This is a genomic window from Vibrio sp. Y29_XK_CS5 (assembly GCF_024181835.1).
GTDB classification, from domain to species: Bacteria; Pseudomonadota; Gammaproteobacteria; order Enterobacterales; family Vibrionaceae; genus Vibrio; species Vibrio harveyi.
Genome location: NZ_JAMZAM010000004.1, coordinates 265,264 through 284,566 on the forward strand (window position 1 = coordinate 265,264; position 19,303 = coordinate 284,566).

Genomic DNA, 19,303 nt, shown 5'->3' on the forward strand with positions numbered 1-19,303 from the left:
CATTGCCTAAACTAAGGCGATAAATATCACCAAGAAAATAATCAGACAATAAATAAATTGAGACGTCAGATAAAAAGCTGTGCAACCGTCGAAAAGCGGAATAATGACTGATGATTATTGAAACGAGCATGTCTAAAATTGCTTGTACTATCTAAAAAACAGCGGTAAAAAACACAATGCATTCACGCGATAGATGTTTACTTTAAAAGCTCTCGCAATCGTTTTCTTGTGATCTAAATTACATATTGAACGCAAGAACAAAAATCCGTATATTGCGCGTGCCTACGCGGCACACCCTACAATGCACAACGCTATCCTGCTTCCACTGGTGCATTGATATTGGTGTTTAATTACTTCCATGCAAAACAAACCTTCCTCTTTTTCTCGCTTTTTTAAAGAATCGGGCGCTTTGTTACACCTATCGATCCCTATCATTCTGATGCAACTTGCCACTCAGTCGATGGGCTTTATCGATACCACAATGGCAGGACAAGTGAGTGCTGCCGACCTTGCTGCGATCGCACTTGGCACCAGTTTATGGCTACCCGTTTCGCTATTGCTTCGCGGCATCATCATGGCATTAACGCCTGTTGTGGCTTACCACCGCGGCGCACAAAGTTTAAATAACGTGCGTATCGCGTTTATTCAGATGCTTTGGTTGTCTGCGTTTGTCAGTGCGATTCTGATTGTTTACTTACTACTTGGGGAAACCATTCTCGTTGGCTTAGGTGTTGCACCTGAGATCATCCCTATCGCGAGTGATTACGTTGTCGCGTTGGCGTTTGGTGTTCCAGGCATTGCGCTTTTCTACACTTTGAATGGCTTCTGCGAAGGGATGAACAACACTCGCGCACCAATGTTGATTTCAGTGATTGGTTTGTTGGTAAACATCCCTGTTAACTACATTCTGATTTACGGCAAATTCGGCATGCCGGTTCTGGGTGCGGTTGGTTGTGGCTGGGCTACTAGCTTGGTTTACTGGCTAATGTCTGCCCTGCTGTTTAGCTACATCAAGAGCCATCACCACTATAAAAACATTCTTCACTTCACAGAATTAAAACCAGTATGGCAAGAGATCAAACAGCTGTTCAAACTCGGGATGCCGATTGGCTTAAACATTGCGGTTTGTGGCAGTATCTTCGCGGTGATTGCCCTGTTGATTGGTCGTATTGGTGCGGAGAACGTTGCAGCGGCGCAAATAGCACTGAATATCTCTAGCATGACGTACATGATCCCAATGAGTCTTTCATTTGGTATCACGATTCGTGTTGGTCATGCATTGGGTGAACAAAAGCTTGAAACGGCCTCTCACCGCAGTTTGGTAGGCATTATTACTGCCGCGCTACTGTCGTTGATTTCAGTCGGCTTCTTCTTGCTGTTCCCAGAGTGGATCATTCGTTTGTACACCACAGATCCTGTGGTTTCAGCAACAGCGGCTACGCTGCTGATGTTTACTGCGATGTACCAATTCAGCGATGCACTGCAGACCTCTGCAAACGGCGCTCTGCGTGGCTACAAAGATACTAAGATCCCAATGATTCTGGCAATTCTTGCCTACTGGGGCTTGGCACTTCCACTGGGTATGTTGCTGGGTATTACCGATGAAATCGTTCCTGCGATGGGCGAAGAAGGCTTCTGGATTGGTATCGTGACAGGATTAACTACCGCGGCAATTGCAATGCTGATTCGCTTGGCGCTAGTGATTAAGAAGTACAATCAAACTACGAATGAACTTGATGCTAAAGAACTTGTATTGAACTGATGAACAAAGGAGCTCACTTGAGCTCCTTTGTTCATTTTTAGTTAGGGCTGCTTTAACACTTTGCCATAGAACTTAATTAGAGACTGCTCTGCAAATGTATTAAGCATCTTATTGAAGCGCTCTCTCTCAGACACTTCGACCATTGTAGACCTCACTTCAAGTATTGTTCTTACGGACAATTCAGTCGGCGAAATCAGTTCTGCGCTGCGTGTTAGCGAGCCCAAAGAATGAGTCAATTCAAGAGTCGGAGGAATATCCGTAATTTCCCATAAATTGTTGGTATCGTAATACACATCAGACACAACTCTCACTCCATGGAAAAGTGCAGGATACTTCTCATTGTACATTTTCAGGTCAACCAATTCCTTCTTGATCCATGCATCATGCTCTTCATATTGAAGCTCTTCTTCCACGCCTAGAAACGGCTCGATGACCGACTCAGACCGGACAACGGTTCGAGTCGACATAGTGTCGAGATTTTTGACCTGAAATTCGGGGTTACCGATGCTTGTTACCACTTCGGAATATTCATCCGTTAATTTTTCGATACGTTCAGCTTCACCCAGTTCATACAAATTGGCGCGCACTAACCCAGCATATTCACCGACGTAAACCCTTTCTTGAACTTCTTTTTGTCCACCCAAATCATCAAATAAAATCACGGTGTCAGTATTCATTTGCCATCGGTAACGGCTTTGTTGCATTTGTCCAAGTTGAGCGTCTTGCGTCAATGGAAGAGACACTTTGCTTTGAATCCACTCAGGTGTGTACTGCCAATTGGTTTGTGTATCAGTTGGGTCTACACAATAACGTTGTTCACCATACTCAAAACAAACAACTACATGGTTAAATGCCGTCATTGTTGGCAGCAATACCCCTTCTGTTTTGATTTGCTTTGTTGCGACCAAAACTAACTCAGCGTCCAAGCCCAGTTTATTCAATAATCCGAGTAGCAAAACAGATTTATCTTTACAGTCACCCAAGCGGTTTTCAATCGTCTCGGCAAGGTCATGCGGTGTCATCGCATGACCGAACTTTGAACGCGAAACGTAACGAATATCACGAGACACAAAGCTCAAAATGCGTTTGATTTTCTCATCAGTGTCGATTGCGCCATGAGTCAATGTTTGAAACAGCGGCTCTAAGCCCGATTGATCTCTAAACGCTGTGTTCATGGTGGTCGACGCGCGATCCGCGACATCTTGCCATGTTCTCATAGACCCCAAAGCAATGCGACTAATAGCATCACGCCACTTAACCTGATAATCACCATCAAAAGCAGCGATATTGTGCCCCAAACATGAGAGAGTTGAATTGGTCTGTTTACAATTCACATCTTCGCTGTCATTTGCCCAATAAACTGGCGAAGCCTCATCCCACACGACGTCGAGTCGGAAACTATCCATTGGGTAGCTACGTTGTGTATGTAGCTCTTCAGCCCAATCATGTTCCATCATTGAACGTTGAGTAATGATTTCATACTTCAAGACAGCAATACCACCTTCTTCCAAGCCTGGGATTGCTAAAGCGATCTCTTTTTGACTGGAAAAGGTGTTATAAACGCCTGTACCTAGCACCTGAATTTGAGATGGGTCAATCTGCTTTATCACTCCGTTTGGTGAAACTGATGCAGCCGCTTTGATTATCACTTTTTCATAATTAGGGTCAAAGTACAGCCCCATCGTCCCATGCGATTCAACGTCGACAAACCTTGGAAAGTAGTTGACTAATGTTTGCTCTTTTCTAACAACGTCGGCTCGAACATTAAACTTAGTTTCACGTAAAAGCTGAGCCATTGCAGAATGTGATTTATCTTTGGGGATGAGAGCTAACGCGTCCCGTAGACCGTCTTGTGATAACTTCCAGTCGATTTGGGGATACTCGTTAGCATGCACACCTAACGATCCAGCAATAGCGACTAGGCTAAATAACTGAGTTAAATTCATTGTAATGTGAACTCCTTTGCCATCGCTGCAAACTCTGGTTTTCTCTGAGAGTAAGTTTTAGCGGGTTGATCTAGGATTCCCATTAGCTCATAGCTATTATCACCAGAGTGAAGCAAAGTCACGTAACCCGAAGCTAACATTGAGCCACTTTCCTTGGTGCAGACTAACTCTACCTTGAGCGCAAAATCGTTACCGACAAAGCTGCGTGATTCTACACAACGAGACGCACCAATCTCCTCATCAATCCATTGACGACGCTCATGCATGTGCTCGTTAATATCCTGGAGCTCTCGGTTATTAAACACGATTAGGTAAGAACCAAACTCTTCACTCGCAAACTCTGCTAACGCTGAGCCATCACTGTACGTACCAATCTCTAAACGATGCCAATTAGCACCATGGAAAGTGAGCTGAAAATCCTGTCCCTGTTCAATGTAAGTAGATTGATCTGGGTACGCTTCTAAACTGTCTTTCATTACGGAATTGTTGTACATCACGCCATACATTAACAGCACACCCGGTGTCATAATGATTACGACCAACCATTCCAAAGGATGGTAACCACCTTTTTTGCCTGTAAACTCAATATCGCTTCGCTGACGTTTGAAATTGTTTACTCGATAAGAAAAAGCAGTAAATGAAGTAGCAGTAAGTAAATATGCAACGAAATCTAGCCATAAGGGTGTTGCCCACTGCGAAGTTAGGGAGAAGTAAATCGTTGATAACAAGAACCCTAATGCACCTAAATAATAAACGGTACGAACATTGAGGTTCTTATTATCCTCTTCGAGTTCACAAAGCGTGCGATCCAAGCTGCGAAATGCGAAGTATTGGAAAATCGCCAGCCAAGGAACAAAAAACCATAAAAACGGTTTGAAGTTTCTAGCGGATAGTTGGTCTATTTCTTTAATACGGCGATAGAGCCAAAAGTTTGTGTAAAAGCCGAGAGTACTGAAAGCTAAAAACCAATCAAAAATTGATTTTCTTGGATACGCCACTTTCATTTTTTGAATAGGCGCGTCATCAGAAGACGATTTATCTAACACTTCTTCGCAAGGCATACTGCTGGTTTCTTGCATTTTTAAATCCATATTTTAATTCAAAGCCAAAACGTACGTTGATCCGACTGCGTCACATTGCATTTCAGTCATAAGCTCGAAAGATATTTCTAACTCACTCGTTATATTTATATTTTATAAATCAGTGATATTAACAAAGATGCATTAAAACACGAATGAAAGAAGCTTAATGCATCTCCTTTTGTGATTAACGTTAAATAATAACTAACGCAAATTATTCTCTTTTCTGCTGATTTTTACTTCCAAATGTTGAGTTTCAAAAAATCACTACTCATATAGTTGAGTATCGCATTACGCCTCCTTACAAAGCCGTACCAATCATTACAATTAAATTTATAGATAAGCCTTATATTTCACGTTTGTTTCACGTTTTCTTTGATACAAGACGCATCATAAAAACCAAACACATCAGTAAATTAGGGAATATTTATGAAAAAGCCCACCTTTGGGCCTTTACAGCCTGTTGCTGTATTTGCGCTATTTTCGCTTGTCTTTTTGTCCACTTCGCGGATTTTATTAGCCTTTTGGCTCTCTGACCGGATCGAATCTTTTAACGACCTTATTTACATTCTTGGTCAGGGTTTACGCGTCGATTTTGCAACGATTTGTTGGTTGTTTATCCTGCCAGGCTTACTATCTGCGCTGTTACCGGTGACCGGTAAGATTGGTGAGTGCTGGAAATGGTTACTCCGTTGTTGGATGGTCGCTGGTCTATGGATCTTGGTATACATGGAGCTTGCTACCGCTCCATTTATACAAGAATACGATCTTCGTCCGAACCGTTTGTTCGTGGAATACCTCATTTATCCGAAAGAAGTATTCAGCATGCTTTGGACTGGCTACAAGTTAGAACTGTTCATCGGCACGCTTGGTACGGTTATTACGCTTTTCTTAGGTTGGAAATGGAGTAAGAAACTGACGGATAACGCTCAGCAAGTAAACTGGAAATGGCGTCCTGTTCTTGCAATTTTAGTGGTTCTGATTGGTGTCGCTGGCGCTCGTTCATCTTTGGGTCACCGCCCTCTTAACCCTGCAATGGTGGCATTTTCGAATGATCCTCTAATGAACGATCTAGCACTCAACTCTTCCTATTCACTGTTGTTTGCTGTCAACAACATGAAGTCAGAAAAGAGCGCAGAGCAGTTTTACGGAAAAATGGATGATCAGAAGATGCTCGACATCGTTCGCGCTTCTTCTGCTAAGTCTGATTTTGATCCATCTTTACTTCCAACTATGAACAGCAACCAAGCAACATATCAAGGAAAGCCAAAGAACTTGGTTATCTTGCTTCAAGAAAGTTTGGGCGCTCAATTCGTTGGTTCCTTGGGTGGACTTCCTCTTACGCCTAACTTCGACAAGTTGATGAATGAAGGTTGGCAGTTCACTCAGATGTACGCAACGGGTACGCGTTCTGTTCGTGGTATCGAAGCGGTGACAACAGGTTTCCCACCGTCACCATCGCGCGCAGTGGTAAAACTAAGCAAAAGCCAAACAGGTTTCTTTACTATTGCTGACTTACTGAAAAACCGCGGTTACCACACTGAGTTTATTTATGGTGGTGAAGCAAACTTCGATAACATGAAAACCTTCTTCTTCGGTAACGGCTTCGACCAGATTGTGGAAGAAAAAGACTATGAGAACCCTGAGTTTGTTGGCTCTTGGGGTGTAAGTGATGAAGATCTTTACACTAAAGCGGACCAAGAGTTTGAGCGCTTATCAAAAACTGACAAGCCTTTCTTTAGCTTGGTCTTCAGTTCGAGTAACCACAGCCCATACGAATACCCAGAAGGTAAGATTGAACCTTACGATGCTGAGCATATGACGCGCAACAATGCCGTTAAATACTCAGACTATGCGATTGGTACGTTCTTTGATAAAGCGAAAAAATCTTCTTACTGGGACGATACTATCTTCATCGTCATTGCTGACCATGATGCTCGAGTATTCGGTGCGAACTTGGTGCCAGTGAAGCACTTCCACATTCCTGCTTTAATCATTGGTAAAGACATCAAACCGCGCAAAGATGACCGCATTGCAAACAACATCGACATGCCACCAACACTGCTGTCTTTGATTGGTATCGATGCAAAAACACCGATGATCGGTCGTGACCTGACTAAGCCTTTGGCTCGTGAAGATGAACGTGCAATGATGCAATATGACAAGAACTTTGGTTACCTAACCCGAGATAACCTCGTTGTATTCTCTCCGGGTGAGAAAGTATCAACAATGCAATACGATTTTGATAAACAAACCATGGAGCCGATGGACGTTGATCCAGCCGTTATTGAACGCGCGAAAGCCAATGCACTATTTGCCTCTAAGGCGTACCAAAACAACTGGTATGCATCCAAAGCGGTTCAGTAGTCATACCAAACATTCATTGAGCTATAAATGAATAAAAGGAGCGCCCAATGCGCTCCTTTTTGTTTTCTCACATTGTTGTATTCTTAGTGTCTGCAGTCCCTATTCAAGCCACATGTTTTTCAAAGACATCACACCCATTCGGTCAGTTTCTGCTCCATGCAGTTCTTCAGATTGAGAGTAGACAATGTGCTCTCTCCAAAGCGGCGCATAATGGTAGTTCTGTATCAACCAATCCTCCGCTCGGAATAGCTTCTCTAGCAATCCATGACTGTCTTCACTTTCACGCATCAATCCATCAACGAACTGCACTAGACTGTTTTTCTCTTTCTCACTCAAACATCGAGTAAACGCGTCACTGGCAAGCATCCACTCGTAATACTGATAAGCTCGGTCATCGCCAAATACGTAACAACCATAACCGACATCAGCGATCGCACGTTTCTCGTCGTCTGGACTTTGAATCGTCCACTCAACACCAAGCTCGGAAAGTATCTCAATGAGTGGAGCAAGCTCTGCTTTTAAGTTCTCACGAATTTCGATCACCACTGGACGCTTTGGCTTTGTCATTTGGCTTTCAAACAGGTGAAAACCTTTGTCTTGGTGCTCGTTCATCAGACTATTTGCTAACTCTACGCGCTGATCAGCATGCTTTCTAAAGTGATGAACAATCCAAGCACGCTCTTGCTTGCTCAATTGGTTTTTGTGGTAGAAAAAATGAAGGACAGAACAACCATTTTGCTTACTGTGATCATCTCCGACATTATCAAGATGAATCGCGCGCTGCATTTGCTGAATGTGCGCATGACCCACTTTGCTACAGGGTGACAATGACCAAAATTCAGCCATATCAATCAACCCTCCAATGCCAAAATACCGAGGATTTCTTTTGAGTGTCCAATGGTGACTCTCCAATCGTTCCGCATAATAGGGACCTGTTCCAATAGGCTTATGTGGCTGTTCACAATCCATAATTGCCGTGTGTTTGTCACACAATAAATTGAGGAATACAGGGTCATTTTGACGTAGATAAAACGTCACCCATTGCCCTTCGACATTGATAGAATCAAGGTGGCGAAACAGGACCGAAAACGGATGAGCCTCGTTTAATCTTCGCTCAAAGTTCGCTTTAATATCAGTGCCGCTCAATCGCTTGCCATTGTGGAAGGTTACGTCACTGCGCAAGCGAATTCGAACGTGATCACCCTTATTTTCAAATGCGTGCGCAAGTTCGGGCAAGATGCTTTGAGAGTGAGGGTCAAAACGCAGCAATGTATTGTAAATGCTATCTATTAGCATCACCGAACGCACAGAGTGAGCTTGATGTGGTCGCCACTCTGGTAATTGATAAGGTGCGATATAAACCAGGGTATTTTGCTTGTTCAGTTCGGTTTGCGCATCACCCAACCACAGAGGCAAGTTTTCTTGAAACACCAATTCGCCATCAAACTGCTCTGCAAGTTGATGTGCTTGGTTGATTTTTCCCGCTTTCACCCACTCTTCTAATGCCTGCTTTAACGCCTCTTCAAACGTCACAAGTAGTGTGAGCGTGGACACGTTTCCCCGCCCCTTACCCGGAGCCCAAGTCACCCAACCATATGATTCCATTGCCACCATTAATTTACTGACATTTCGATCGCTACATTGCAGTTGTTCTGCTAGTGATGCGATGGTGACTGGCGTTCTCTCCTGAGTTTGATAGTGCCGACTCAATTGACGTAAGCGGCTCAAATGCGAGGTAGATTTAAAAGATGAACTATCCATATTCATGTGTTCGTTATTTGTTCCCAATTAGACTTTCATACTATCTCTAAAGTCATACAGGAGGTCAATATGAATACCATTTACTACTCTTACTATACATTAAGTGCCGAGCGCCATCGAAATACACCAAAACCAGAACCAGTAAGAACCAACCAATCTAGAGTGAGTTCATTCTTTCAAACTGTGTTTTCGGTCTTACTCTTTGTGTAAGCACGGAGCGTGATAAGGAGCGCCCGACGTGCTCCTTTTTGTTTCACTGTTTCACTGTTTCACTGTTTCACTAGTGTGGTGCTAGCCGGTTTTCTTTTGCTTGACGAAGGCATTAACGTAGCACTCAACAGTGCGATCCCCATCCCACCGGCAAGGATGAAATACATCAACACAAACTCTTGTGTATGAGCATAAGTAGAAGCAATAAGCCAATACGCGATAGGTCCGGTACTAAAGCTTAATGTGTACTTAACGGCGTAGATCCTAGAGCGCCATTTCGCATCGGAGTAGCGACCAATAAGCCAGTCGTTCACCGGTATTTGCGCGTACGTACACAGCATCAAACCAACAAACACCAGAACCAATTGGTGTACGCCAGCAGTGGAGTGATGGCGGTCGAGACAGAATCGAAGTTATGGGTCGTTCCGCCTCAAAGAGCGGTGTGGATCCCAGCGCATGAGAGCCACAAGGTCTACATGTATGGTGATGCGGCAATGAAAAACGTTTACTTGCTGCCAAGCATCGATATTGAGCTGCCAAATCAGAGTGATGTTCTCAATGTGTCACCAATGCTGCGTGAGATGATCATTCATCTTTCTGAGCAACCTGCCGATCAAGCAACCACGGAACCGTATTGGCGTATTGTTCAGGTTTTGTTGGATCAGTTGAAAGTCGCGCCACAAGCGTCCATTCAAATCCCTCTTCCCAACAACGCCAAACTCGGACAAGTTTGTAACTCACTGTTGGAGACCCCTGCGGACAATCGTTCACTAAAGCAATGGGCAGAAGAAATTAACGTCAGCAGCCGTACTTTGAGCCGCTTGTTTCGTAATGAAGTTGGCATGTCTTTCATCGAGTATCGTAAACAAGCAAGATTATTCCACTCTCTGACTTTGTTGGCGCAATCTCACCCTGTCACTACCGTTGCATTTGAGTGCGGCTTTACGAGCGTAAGTGCTTTTAATCATCTATTCAAACAAAGCTTTGGGGTGACACCGGGCCGCTTCTTCATCAATTGATATTGAGGACGAATAAAGCCCGTATTTGATGCAGAGTTCGAACGGTCGATACTCCGAGTACTTGACATCCTTATCATCTGAAGATTCTACCAGATACGCCGTTTGCGTATTTACTCACTAAAAAGACGTAAATAATCAGAAAGATCGGTTAAAAATGTGCATTTTAGGCATTCCCATTCAGTCAGCAATAAATTAGACTCAAATCAATGCCCAAGAAGTTTGAATTATTGATAAAAAGGAATGCCCATGAGCTCAAGTATGATCCTTAATGAATCGCTGATTGTAAGTGGCCGAGATATCCCACTAAAAGAATTGTTGTATGCGAAACGTGTACTTGATAATTACATGGCAGTAGCAAAAGAAAGTAGTCCACTAGAACTGCTCACCGAAATGAAGTCTGCAGCAAAGCAAGTTGAATACTTCACCACTGACGATAACCCTTGCGAAGCACGTAATGTTATCAGTGGTATGATTGACCAAATCGACAGCGCAGAGTCTTTCGATGCTTTTAAATCACTGGCTGGTAAACCGTCTCAAGCGTTGAATGAACTGATTGAAGACCGAGCACAATTGATTAAACATGAACGTGAATTGCTATTAGCTTCAGGTTATGACGCTTCTCGCATCTAATCGACATCGAATTAGAGTTAATCCGTTCTGACGGATAGACACAAAAAAGGAGCTCATTGAGAGCTCCTTTTGTATTTCTGAATCGACCAAGCTGGGGAGTGAAAAGCGCTTGCTCTACAGTCCCATCTCTGCCGTAATGTCTTTGATCTGTTTTAGGTCCATCTTGTGAACTTCAATAAGTTGGTCAACTTGGCTTAAACGAGAATTTGCTTCATCGTGTCGGTCACACGCGTCTGATTTCACGTCCCAAGACTTGCCCTCTAGGAAAACGTCACACTCTTTTTTCAACGTTTCGATCTTAGGCAATAGCGATTCACGCTCCTTCTCTAGAGACTCCAACTCTTGCGAGATTTGCAGCTCCTTACGGAACACTTCACGTGAACGCTCAAAGATGGTCGCTTGCATATCGGCTTGGCGATTAAGCTTATCGTTTTCACTCTTAGTGGTACTTAGCGTCGCTTTCTGTTCTTTCACTTGTGACTCAAGTGAAATATTCACTTTTTCTACTTCAGTTAACTGCGCTTGAAGCGCTTTTAGTTCCGCTTTATGAGCTTCTTCTTTTTCTGCCAATAACGTCGCGACTTTTGCATCGATTTCTTTATCCAAGCTCGCTTCGCGTGTTTTCACTTGAGAAACCAAATCCGTCTTGTCTTGTGCTAGTGCTTGGTACTTTTCTTCCAACACTTGGTAAGTGGACTCCCACTTACTTGCTGTCATTGCCGACCCAGCCAAACCACCAAATGCCAAACCCAGTACTGCCGCAATGGCAATATAAATGTGGGTACGCTTATCGCGCTCCTCAATGACAACTACTTCGTCTTGATCTTCAATATTATTCTGAGAAGTCACCGTATCTTACTCCAAGGACTCTACCGGTTTGCTAGCGAGTGAGTTCCGCAATCATGATTGACGCGGTATAAATTAAAAATGCGCTGATCAGCGTAATGACCGTCGCTTTTTGGACTTTTTCATTGGTACGATAACGAAATAGCACAAACGCTAATCCAATCAATACCGCAATGGCTAACAATCTAGTCATACCGCCTCCTTGTCCAATAATGTGAACTTATCTGATTCCATAGACAGTTTCGCAAAGAAACATTGTAACCTATTTCTACGTCGCTTACGGTCAACTTAGCGTAGATTTTGAAGCGATTGCTCCCGTTTTGATCAATTTTCTATTCTAAACTGAATAACTTATCGACACAGCTCTACTCGCCCATCGTTCAATCGAATTAGATTTCGACCATCCATACAAGTAAACAATGAACAAAAGATTGACTCATTTGTTTAATTAATCGACAAACCTATGAAATTAAGACCACAAAGTCCGCATAATGTGTTGAAAATAAATCGTCATTTGGTGTTGAAATGGTAACAAAACATGATAGAGTTCACACGTTAATGGTGACCAGCATCATTAACTAACCTTTACTCATTTAATTGAGTAAATGTTCCGATGAAGACTGCAGGAGAGTGGTTAATAACTAAATTTTAACATTTAGTTAGGGTAACTCGCCGAAGAATTAACTATTTCAGGTGCTACCTTGGTAGCGGGGACTGTAGTTGGAGGAACCTCTGGAGAGAACCGTTAAATCGGTCGCCGAAGGAGCAAGTCCCGCACATGTGTGCGGGGTGAAACTCTCAGGCAAAAGGACAGAGGAGTGGAAAGTAACAACCTAACTATTTGGCGTTCCCGCCTTATTTTGTTTTGAATAGCATGGCTATTAGAGATCCTTGATCTCGTCCTTTCCCTCTTCTCCTTATTAGTTGTTTTATTAAGGGGAAATCATGAACGACCTACAATCTTTACTTCAAACCATTGATAACTTTGTCTGGGGTCCACCACTGCTGCTTTTGCTTGTGGGAACCGGTGTTTACTTCACTTTTAGCCTAGGCTTGATCCAATTTAAACACCTACCAACTGCGTTAGCGATGGTATTCAGTAAAGATAAGTCATCTGATAAACAGGGTGACGTTTCTAGCTTTGCAGCGCTATGTACTGCGCTGTCTGCAACTATTGGTACAGGTAACATTGTTGGTGTTGCAACAGCAATCAAACTTGGTGGTCCTGGTGCCCTATTCTGGATGTGGCTAGCTGCCCTATTTGGAATGGCAACCAAATACGCTGAGTGTCTTCTTGCTGTGAAATACCGCCGTGTTGACGACAAAGGCCAAATGATTGGTGGTCCTATGTACTACCTGCAATATGGTGTTGGCTCGAAAGCGCTAGCTATCATGTTCGCGGTATTTGCACTGGGCGTAGCCTGTTTTGGTATCGGTACCTTCCCTCAAGTGAATGCAATTCTTGATGCAAGTGAGATTTCTCTTGGTGTAAACCGCGAGCTGTCTGCCTTCATCCTGACGCTATTAGTGGCATTCGTAACCTTGGGTGGTATTAAGTCGATCGCTAGCGTTGCAGGTAAAGTCGTGCCAGCAATGGCGCTGTTTTATGTGCTAGCGTGTTTGAGTGTGATCATCATGAATGCAGACCAATTGCTAAATGCAGTTGAGCTTGTATTGGTGTCTGCATTTACTTCGACAGCGGCAACTGGTGGTTTCTTGGGTGCAAGTATTATGCTGGCAATCCAATCTGGTATCGCTCGTGGCGTATTCTCAAACGAATCTGGTTTGGGTAGTGCGCCTATGGCTGCGGCTGCTGCGAAAACGGATTCTTGTGTTAAACAAGGTCTGATTTCTATGACGGGTACCTTCTTCGATACCATCATCATTTGTACGATGACTGGTCTTGCTTTGATCCTTACGGGTGCATGGCAAAGTGACCTTGCAGGTGCAGCGATGACAACACACGCATTTGCGGTTGGTCTTAACGCAGAGACATTAGGTCCAATGCTGGTATCTATCGGTCTTATGTTCTTCGCATTTACCACCATTCTTGGCTGGAACTACTACGGTGAGCGCTGTGTTGTATTCCTATTCGGTACAAAAGCAGTACTTCCGTACAAACTGATTTTTGTTGGTTTGGTGGCTTCAGGTGCTTTCCTTCACCTAGATATGATTTGGCTACTGGCTGATATCGTAAACGGTTTAATGGCAATCCCTAACCTAATTGGTTTAATTGCTCTGCGCCACGTGGTGTTGGAAGAGACAAAACTGTTCTTCAAACCGTCTTCTCAATCAGATGATTTTGATGCAGTAAAAGCCTAATCCAAGTTAGAAACGTGAAGTTCACTTTAATTAAGAGCCCCCTAAGTTGAATGACTTAGGGGGCTCTTCTTATATAGGTATACCCGAGTGACTTCAAGATGCAGAATTCAGAGCGTTGTCATTGATTCGAGAGTAAGGAAAACGACGCAGTGTAATAACTAGATCTTTAAATCGCCGCCCCGTCTACAAACCAAGTCATTCTCGCTGAACCTAGCATCTCGAGGTTACTTGGGTATATTACATTTTACTGCGATACCTTCGCTTTAGAAAAAGCCTAGCGGATTGACGTCGTAGCTGATTAATAGGTTCTTCGTGTTCTGGTAGTGATCGAGCATCATCTTATGGGTTTCTCGACCAATGCCTGATTTTTTGTAGCCTCCGAACGCAGCATGTGCAGGATACGCGTGATAGCAGTTAATCCAAATGCGCCCTGCTTCGATATTACGCCCCATGCGGTAAGCAAGGTTTTGGTCGCGCGTCCACACACCAGCACCCAAACCATATTCCGTGTCATTGGCAATCGCTAGCGCCTCTGCTTCGTCTTTAAAAGTAGTCACAGCAATGACCGGACCAAAGATCTCTTCTTGGAATACGCGCATCTTATTGTGACCTTGTAACAAAGTCGGTTGAATGTAGTAGCCTTGCTCCAAGTCGTTTTCCTGTTTCGCCACATCACCACCAAACACGACTTTGGCCCCTTCTTGGCGTCCGATTTCTAGGTAGCTCAGGATCTTATCGAATTGTTCTTGCGATGCCTGTGCCCCCACCTGAGTGTCAGTATCTAGTGGGTTACCTTGTTTAATGGTCTTCGCGCGCTCCGCAACCTTGGCAATAAACTTGTCGTACACAGATTCATGTACCAAGACACGTGATGGACAGGTACACACCTCTCCTTGGTTAAAGAACGCAAGCAGCGTGCCTTCAATACACTTATCTAGGTATTCATCTTCATGATCAAACACATCTGGGAAGTAGATATTCGGAGACTTACCACCAAGCTCAACGGTTGATGGAATGAGATTCTCTGCTGCGCATTTTAAGATATGGTTACCTACTTCGGTTGAGCCCGTGAATGCCAGCTTTGCAATTCGGTTACTGGTTGCTAGTGCTTGCCCTGCTTCTGAGCCAAAACCGTTGACCACGTTCACCACGCCTGCTGGCAAGAGATCACCAATCTTTTCCATCAGAACGAGAATCGAAGTTGGCGTTTGTTCGGCAGGTTTGAGCACCACACAACAGCCAGCAGCCAACGCAGGAGCAAGCTTCCACGCCGCCATCAACATTGGAAAATTCCAAGGAATGATCTGTCCTACAACGCCAATTGGTTCAGGGAAATGGTAGCTTGCAGTGTGTTCATCAAGCTCAGCCGCACTGCCTTCTTGAGCACGGATACAGCCTGCGAAGTAACGGAAATGGTCGACCACTAAAGGAAGATCCGCCGCCAGTGTTTCGCGCACAGGTTTACCATTTTCCCATGTCTCTGCTACCGCAAGTTCTTCAAGGTTTTGTTCAATGCGGTCTGCTATTTTCAGTAGAATGTTGGCACGCTCAGTAACGCTGGTTTTGGCCCATTTTGCTCTTACATTGTGCGCTGCATCCAATGCAAGGTTGATGTCTGCCTCGCTAGAACGAGCAACCTTACAATACGCTTGACCATTGATTGGTGACGTATTATCGAAGTACTCCCCACCCCTCGGTTTCACCCATTCGCCACCGATGTAGTTGTCGTAATGTGATTTAAAACTCACGACGGCATTTTCACTACCTGGCTGTGCATAGATCATAACTCTTCCTTTTGTTCTCGTTCAGTTTTTTGTTTTAAACAACCGAGTGTTCAACTCAGCGATGTTGTCACTTCATTACTCAAGTCACATGCCAACAACACACGTCTTGTTGTTAATTAAATGTAAAACTATGATTACCAAGCGATAACAAACTAAGTGAGTGACGTTTGAGCGGATGTATGGTGTGAACACCAGTGTTCAAGTGTTCCAAAATGGCACACCCTCACTGTGACAAAATGGTACAGTCATGGAACTTCAACACATTACCAACAACAACTGGCTTTCTACTTCATGGGACAGAAGTGAACAAGCGGGTTTAAAACAGCGACGTCGACCTGACGATATTCGCGTCACTTCTGCGTTTCTGCAGGACAGACGCCACCAGCTTAACTTCTTAATCGATGCCGTGAAGCGGTTTGCCCTGCCTTTGTTTAATCAGTTGTTTGCGCACAGCGACAGTCGGTTAATACTGACCGATGCGGATGGCGTGATCATCGGTAGCTGGGGGCAACCTAAATTCCGAGAAAAACTGACCGAGATTGCGCTCAGTTCTGGCGCGTGCTGGCAAGAAAAACTGAAAGGCACCAACGCCATTGGCACTGCTTTAGTAGAAGCCAAACCGGTGTCTGTTATTGGTGATCAGCACTTTATTCAACATCATCGCTTTATCAGTTGCTCAGCAAGTCCAATCTTTGATCATTTGGGTAACTTAATGGGCGTATTGGACATTACCAGCGAAGAGAAAAAGCACGATTTCTCAACGCAAGTACTGGTCCAGAATATGGTTCAGCAAGTCGAAAACCAACTCCTCAATCAAATCCCTCAAGGACATATTCGAGTCGATTTAGCATGCGAAAAAGGGTTACTCAGCAGTGGGTGGCAAGGCATTATCATCGCCAATGAGGAAGGGCAAATCCTTGCGCATAACCAAGTCGCCTCGCAATTGCTTGATCAACCGAATGTGATTGGACAATCTCTGGATTCGATACTCGATAATTCGCTAAGCCGTCAATCACTGGTGTTTAAAACTCAACCTCTGTCAGAGAGTAAAACGTCTTCCCGCTCTCTTTCTGCATCCAACAATCTTCATTATGGCGACACCACGGTCGAGCATTGTTGGCAACAAGCAAATCGCGTTATCGACAAAGACATTAGCTTACTTATTCTTGGAGAAACCGGTGTAGGGAAAAACGAATTCGTCAAAGCGTTACACAAAAACAGCCAACGTAAGAGTGGTCCTTTGGTATCAGTTAACTGTGGGGCATTACCCAAAGACTTAGTTGAATCTGAACTGTTTGGCTATGTTTCAGGTGCATTCACTGGTGCAAACAGCAAAGGATATCAGGGTAAAATCCGCCAAGCGCACAACGGCATCTTGTTCTTAGATGAGATTGCAGATTTGCCTCTAGAAGCGCAAAGCCGCCTACTCCACGTGTTACAAGACAAAACCGTACTTCCTGTTGGTTCAAACCAAACCATCCAAGTTGATACACAAATCATCGCCGCAACACACAAAGACTTAGAGTTGTTGATTGAACAAGGCGTATTTCGTCAGGATCTTTACTACCGTCTCAACGGACTTATCGTCGAGCTACCTCGCTTTGAAGAGCGCAATGATAAGCAAGCACTGATTGAGAACATTCATCGACGCCATTCTGATTCGGAACAGACCATTTGTCCCCACCTTCTTTCATTGATGATGACTTACGTGTGGCCTGGCAATCTGCGAGAACTCGATAGCTTAATCAAAGTCTCTTCATTGATGGCGCAAGGAGAGCCGCAACTAGAACTTAGCCATGTGCCAAATCATCTTGCTAAGAAGCTTAGTCATACCAGTATGATTGAAGACGTTAGCGTGCCGAAAACCAAAGATATGCGTTCGACTGTCGAAGATAAGCTGGTAAAAACTTATCAAGCGAACCAAGGTAATATCAGCAAAACCTCACGCATGTTGGGATTAAGCCGCAATACCATTTATCGCAAGCTTAAAAGCCTTGGGATGCTAAAGTGATAGATGTTCAGAGATAAAAAAAGAGCACCGCTTCGGGTGCTCTTCTTATTTTGAAACCTAGCCTTACAGTCCGCCTTCTTGCTGCGCCTGTTTTACTAAAGCCTGACGTTGAGTTTCCGTTTCAGATATCACTTTCTGTTCCTTGTGTGTTTCCTGATCCATATCAGTCGGAATGAAAACAAAGTACTTGTTAAGAGTCATCGTAAGAACCTCAATTATTAGTGTTAAATCACCTTCTTGGTAAATGTAAACAACACCAGCAAAAACAACTTATGCCGGATCCTTGTTGTAGGTTTCAAAAAATAGAGGATGTTTGACCATCAAACATCCTCCATATGCAACCTAATTATAGGATGAGTTCAAGGGCTTACCTAGCACTGTTTTTCACCTTTTACGCAATCTTAGTTTCGCCTTCCGATTGAGCACATCATACTCTTACAAGCTAACCCCATGTCACAAAAGGAAAAATTGTTTTAAATTTTATTGGAACAGAGGATGAGAGACACCGATACTTAAAGCTCAATAACCTCAGGTACTGAGCTCGTGAAAAATACTATTGATTTGAATTTGTATCGCTTTCTTTATCTACTCAGCCAGCAAAAATCGCAGGCGAAAGTGTGTCATACCCTCGACATTAGCAAAGCGACATTCACACGACAATTGGCTGAATGTCGTCAAAGATTTGATAACGAACTCTTCAATGCAGAAAAAGGCATTTATACCCCAACCCTGCTTTGCCAGCAGCTGTGTGAAGTCATCAGCGAACCATTAGAACGCCTAGAACAAATCCCCCAGCTGGCACAAAGCTTCAATGCAAATCAGCAAGCCAATGAGTACATATTCAGCATCATTAATCCGTTATCTGGCATGTTGACGACCCCTTTAGTCTCCGCCCTTACAACGGAAGATCAAAAGCCGAAGATTTCATTTATTGATTGGTCGATAGAAAGTATCGAAAACCCAAAACGAGGGGCCGTTGTCATTGGAATTGGCGGTTTTCCAAATGAGCTCAATGAGAGAATGGTTGAGCGCAAAGTTGCTTCTGTTCCCATCTTTGCGTACGTGAATGATCAACACCCACTTAGCCAACATAACGAGCTAGAGCTAAGTGACATTGAAAACCTCGAGACGGTGCGCGTGTCTATGGGCTCTCTTGATGTCAGTGCGTACTATGAACGAATGCGAAAACTCACTGGGGTAAATTTGGAACAGAAACTAACGGTCTCTTCTATGGCGGCAGCGCTTGATTGCGTAAAAGTCAGCCCGTATGTATTTGTCGGGATGCACATTAACGATGATGCCCTACCAGAGGACGTTCTCCGATTGCCGTTAAGGCTGAATGCTAAACCAATGATGTTTGATGTGGGCGTTCAATATCACCGAGCCTTCTACCAACACCCGATCATTGCTCAGGTAGAAGCCTTTATTAAACGAGCACTGCAAGAAACAAATTAGAACGACTATCACTTGTCGTCGCAAATAAACAATCCCTCAAACAAGACCAGACAAAACTGCAACAGAGCCATAAGTACAAGCCAAAAACAAGCAACCGGTCTATCAATTGAC

Annotated in this window: 15 protein-coding genes and 1 riboswitch; of the genes, 7 read left to right on the forward strand and 8 right to left on the reverse strand. The window is 43.9% G+C overall.

Annotation, left to right across the window (positions count from 1 at the left end; translation table 11 throughout):
* The first annotated feature begins 358 nt into the window (after positions 1-358).
* Entirely contained in the window at positions 359-1,762 is a 1,404-nt protein-coding gene (locus NL647_RS17430) for an MATE family efflux transporter (RefSeq protein WP_053050015.1), read from the forward strand.
* Positions 1,763-1,803: 41 nt separating this feature from the next.
* On the opposite strand, the gene NL647_RS17435 is transcribed toward NL647_RS17430, so the two are convergent.
* The gene (locus NL647_RS17435; protein WP_253650448.1) at positions 1,804-3,708 is read right to left on the reverse strand and encodes a DUF3857 domain-containing protein; all 1,905 of its coding nucleotides are present in this window, start codon (positions 3,706-3,708) and stop codon (positions 1,804-1,806) included.
* A complete protein-coding gene (locus NL647_RS17440; protein ID WP_253650449.1) occupies positions 3,705-4,799 on the reverse strand; it encodes a hypothetical protein in 1,095 nt (364 codons plus the stop codon). The genes NL647_RS17435 and NL647_RS17440 overlap by 4 nt, the downstream gene beginning before the upstream one ends.
* Positions 4,800-5,216: 417 nt before the next feature.
* Between NL647_RS17440 and NL647_RS17445 the strand changes: the two genes are divergently transcribed.
* Complete coding sequence (locus NL647_RS17445; protein WP_005446071.1) at positions 5,217-7,154, forward strand: LTA synthase family protein; 1,938 nt, start codon at positions 5,217-5,219, stop codon at positions 7,152-7,154.
* A gap of 99 nt (positions 7,155-7,253) precedes the next feature.
* Here NL647_RS17445 and NL647_RS17450 read toward each other — a convergent pair whose 3' ends face one another.
* Both NL647_RS17450 and NL647_RS17455 read right to left on the reverse strand, forming a co-directional pair.
* Positions 7,254-8,921, reverse strand: a complete 1,668-nt coding sequence (locus NL647_RS17450) for an SgrR family transcriptional regulator (RefSeq protein ID WP_172580659.1) — start codon at positions 8,919-8,921, stop codon at positions 7,254-7,256.
* A gap of 263 nt (positions 8,922-9,184) precedes the next feature.
* Positions 9,185-9,490 carry a hypothetical protein gene (locus NL647_RS17455; RefSeq protein WP_253650450.1) on the reverse strand — a complete coding sequence of 102 codons (306 nt, stop codon included), beginning with the start codon at positions 9,488-9,490 and terminating at the stop codon, positions 9,185-9,187.
* A 24-nt stretch (positions 9,491-9,514) separates the two neighbouring features.
* Between NL647_RS17455 and NL647_RS17460 the strand changes: the two genes are divergently transcribed.
* A complete protein-coding gene (locus tag NL647_RS17460; protein ID WP_253650451.1) occupies positions 9,515-10,144 on the forward strand; it encodes a helix-turn-helix domain-containing protein in 630 nt (209 codons plus the stop codon).
* Between the two features lie 246 nt (positions 10,145-10,390).
* Positions 10,391-10,774, forward strand: coding sequence for a hypothetical protein (locus NL647_RS17465; protein WP_005446079.1), 384 nt, complete (start codon positions 10,391-10,393; stop codon positions 10,772-10,774).
* A 114-nt stretch (positions 10,775-10,888) separates the two neighbouring features.
* Here the strand turns inward: NL647_RS17465 and NL647_RS17470 are convergent, their stop codons facing one another.
* Together NL647_RS17470 and NL647_RS17475 are read right to left on the reverse strand one after the other, a co-directional pair.
* A complete protein-coding gene (locus tag NL647_RS17470) occupies positions 10,889-11,623 on the reverse strand; it encodes a hypothetical protein (protein WP_009702107.1) in 735 nt (244 codons plus the stop codon).
* Between the two features lie 31 nt (positions 11,624-11,654).
* On the reverse strand, positions 11,655-11,813 hold the full coding sequence (locus tag NL647_RS17475) for a hypothetical protein (protein WP_005446082.1): 159 nt from the start codon (positions 11,811-11,813) through the stop codon (positions 11,655-11,657).
* A gap of 529 nt (positions 11,814-12,342) precedes the next feature.
* Positions 12,343-12,444: riboswitch (glycine riboswitch) on the forward strand.
* A gap of 121 nt (positions 12,445-12,565) precedes the next feature.
* Here NL647_RS17475 and NL647_RS17480 point away from each other — a divergent pair.
* Positions 12,566-13,942 (forward strand): sodium:alanine symporter family protein, encoded by a 1,377-nt coding sequence (locus NL647_RS17480; RefSeq protein ID WP_005446084.1) that lies wholly within the window; start codon positions 12,566-12,568, stop codon positions 13,940-13,942.
* Positions 13,943-14,205: 263 nt separating this feature from the next.
* Here the strand turns inward: NL647_RS17480 and NL647_RS17485 are convergent, their stop codons facing one another.
* Complete coding sequence (locus tag NL647_RS17485) at positions 14,206-15,726, reverse strand: aldehyde dehydrogenase family protein (protein WP_009697454.1); 1,521 nt, start codon at positions 15,724-15,726, stop codon at positions 14,206-14,208.
* Positions 15,727-15,973: 247 nt separating this feature from the next.
* Here NL647_RS17485 and NL647_RS17490 point away from each other — a divergent pair, with 247 nt between their 5' ends.
* A complete protein-coding gene (locus NL647_RS17490; protein WP_253650452.1) occupies positions 15,974-17,737 on the forward strand; it encodes a sigma-54-dependent Fis family transcriptional regulator in 1,764 nt (587 codons plus the stop codon).
* A gap of 63 nt (positions 17,738-17,800) precedes the next feature.
* Here NL647_RS17490 and NL647_RS17495 read toward each other — a convergent pair whose 3' ends face one another.
* Positions 17,801-17,938 (reverse strand): hypothetical protein, encoded by a 138-nt coding sequence (locus NL647_RS17495; RefSeq protein WP_005446090.1) that lies wholly within the window; start codon positions 17,936-17,938, stop codon positions 17,801-17,803.
* Between the two features lie 342 nt (positions 17,939-18,280).
* Between NL647_RS17495 and NL647_RS17500 the strand changes: the two genes are divergently transcribed.
* On the forward strand, positions 18,281-19,192 hold the full coding sequence (locus NL647_RS17500; protein ID WP_253650453.1) for a LysR family transcriptional regulator: 912 nt from the start codon (positions 18,281-18,283) through the stop codon (positions 19,190-19,192).
* Positions 19,193-19,303: the final 111 nt, after the last annotated feature.

Bases quoted from the DNA above. Each gene is read 5' to 3' on its own strand.
- NL647_RS17460 (WP_253650451.1), top strand. From the start codon at position 9,515: ATGGCGGTCGAGACAGAATCGAAGTTATGGGTCGTTCCGCCTCAAAGA.
- NL647_RS17495 (WP_005446090.1), bottom strand. From the start codon at position 17,938: ATGACTCTTAACAAGTACTTTGTTTTCATTCCGACTGATATGGATCAG.
- NL647_RS17435 (WP_253650448.1), bottom strand. From the start codon at position 3,708: ATGAATTTAACTCAGTTATTTAGCCTAGTCGCTATTGCTGGATCGTTA.
- NL647_RS17445 (WP_005446071.1), top strand. From the start codon at position 5,217: ATGAAAAAGCCCACCTTTGGGCCTTTACAGCCTGTTGCTGTATTTGCG.
- NL647_RS17430 (WP_053050015.1), top strand. From the start codon at position 359: ATGCAAAACAAACCTTCCTCTTTTTCTCGCTTTTTTAAAGAATCGGGC.
- NL647_RS17440 (WP_253650449.1), bottom strand. From the start codon at position 4,799: ATGGATTTAAAAATGCAAGAAACCAGCAGTATGCCTTGCGAAGAAGTG.
- NL647_RS17490 (WP_253650452.1), top strand. From the start codon at position 15,974: ATGGAACTTCAACACATTACCAACAACAACTGGCTTTCTACTTCATGG.
- NL647_RS17485 (WP_009697454.1), bottom strand. From the start codon at position 15,726: ATGATCTATGCACAGCCAGGTAGTGAAAATGCCGTCGTGAGTTTTAAA.
- NL647_RS17465 (WP_005446079.1), top strand. From the start codon at position 10,391: ATGAGCTCAAGTATGATCCTTAATGAATCGCTGATTGTAAGTGGCCGA.
- NL647_RS17450 (WP_172580659.1), bottom strand. From the start codon at position 8,921: ATGAATATGGATAGTTCATCTTTTAAATCTACCTCGCATTTGAGCCGC.
- NL647_RS17475 (WP_005446082.1), bottom strand. From the start codon at position 11,813: ATGACTAGATTGTTAGCCATTGCGGTATTGATTGGATTAGCGTTTGTG.
- NL647_RS17480 (WP_005446084.1), top strand. From the start codon at position 12,566: ATGAACGACCTACAATCTTTACTTCAAACCATTGATAACTTTGTCTGG.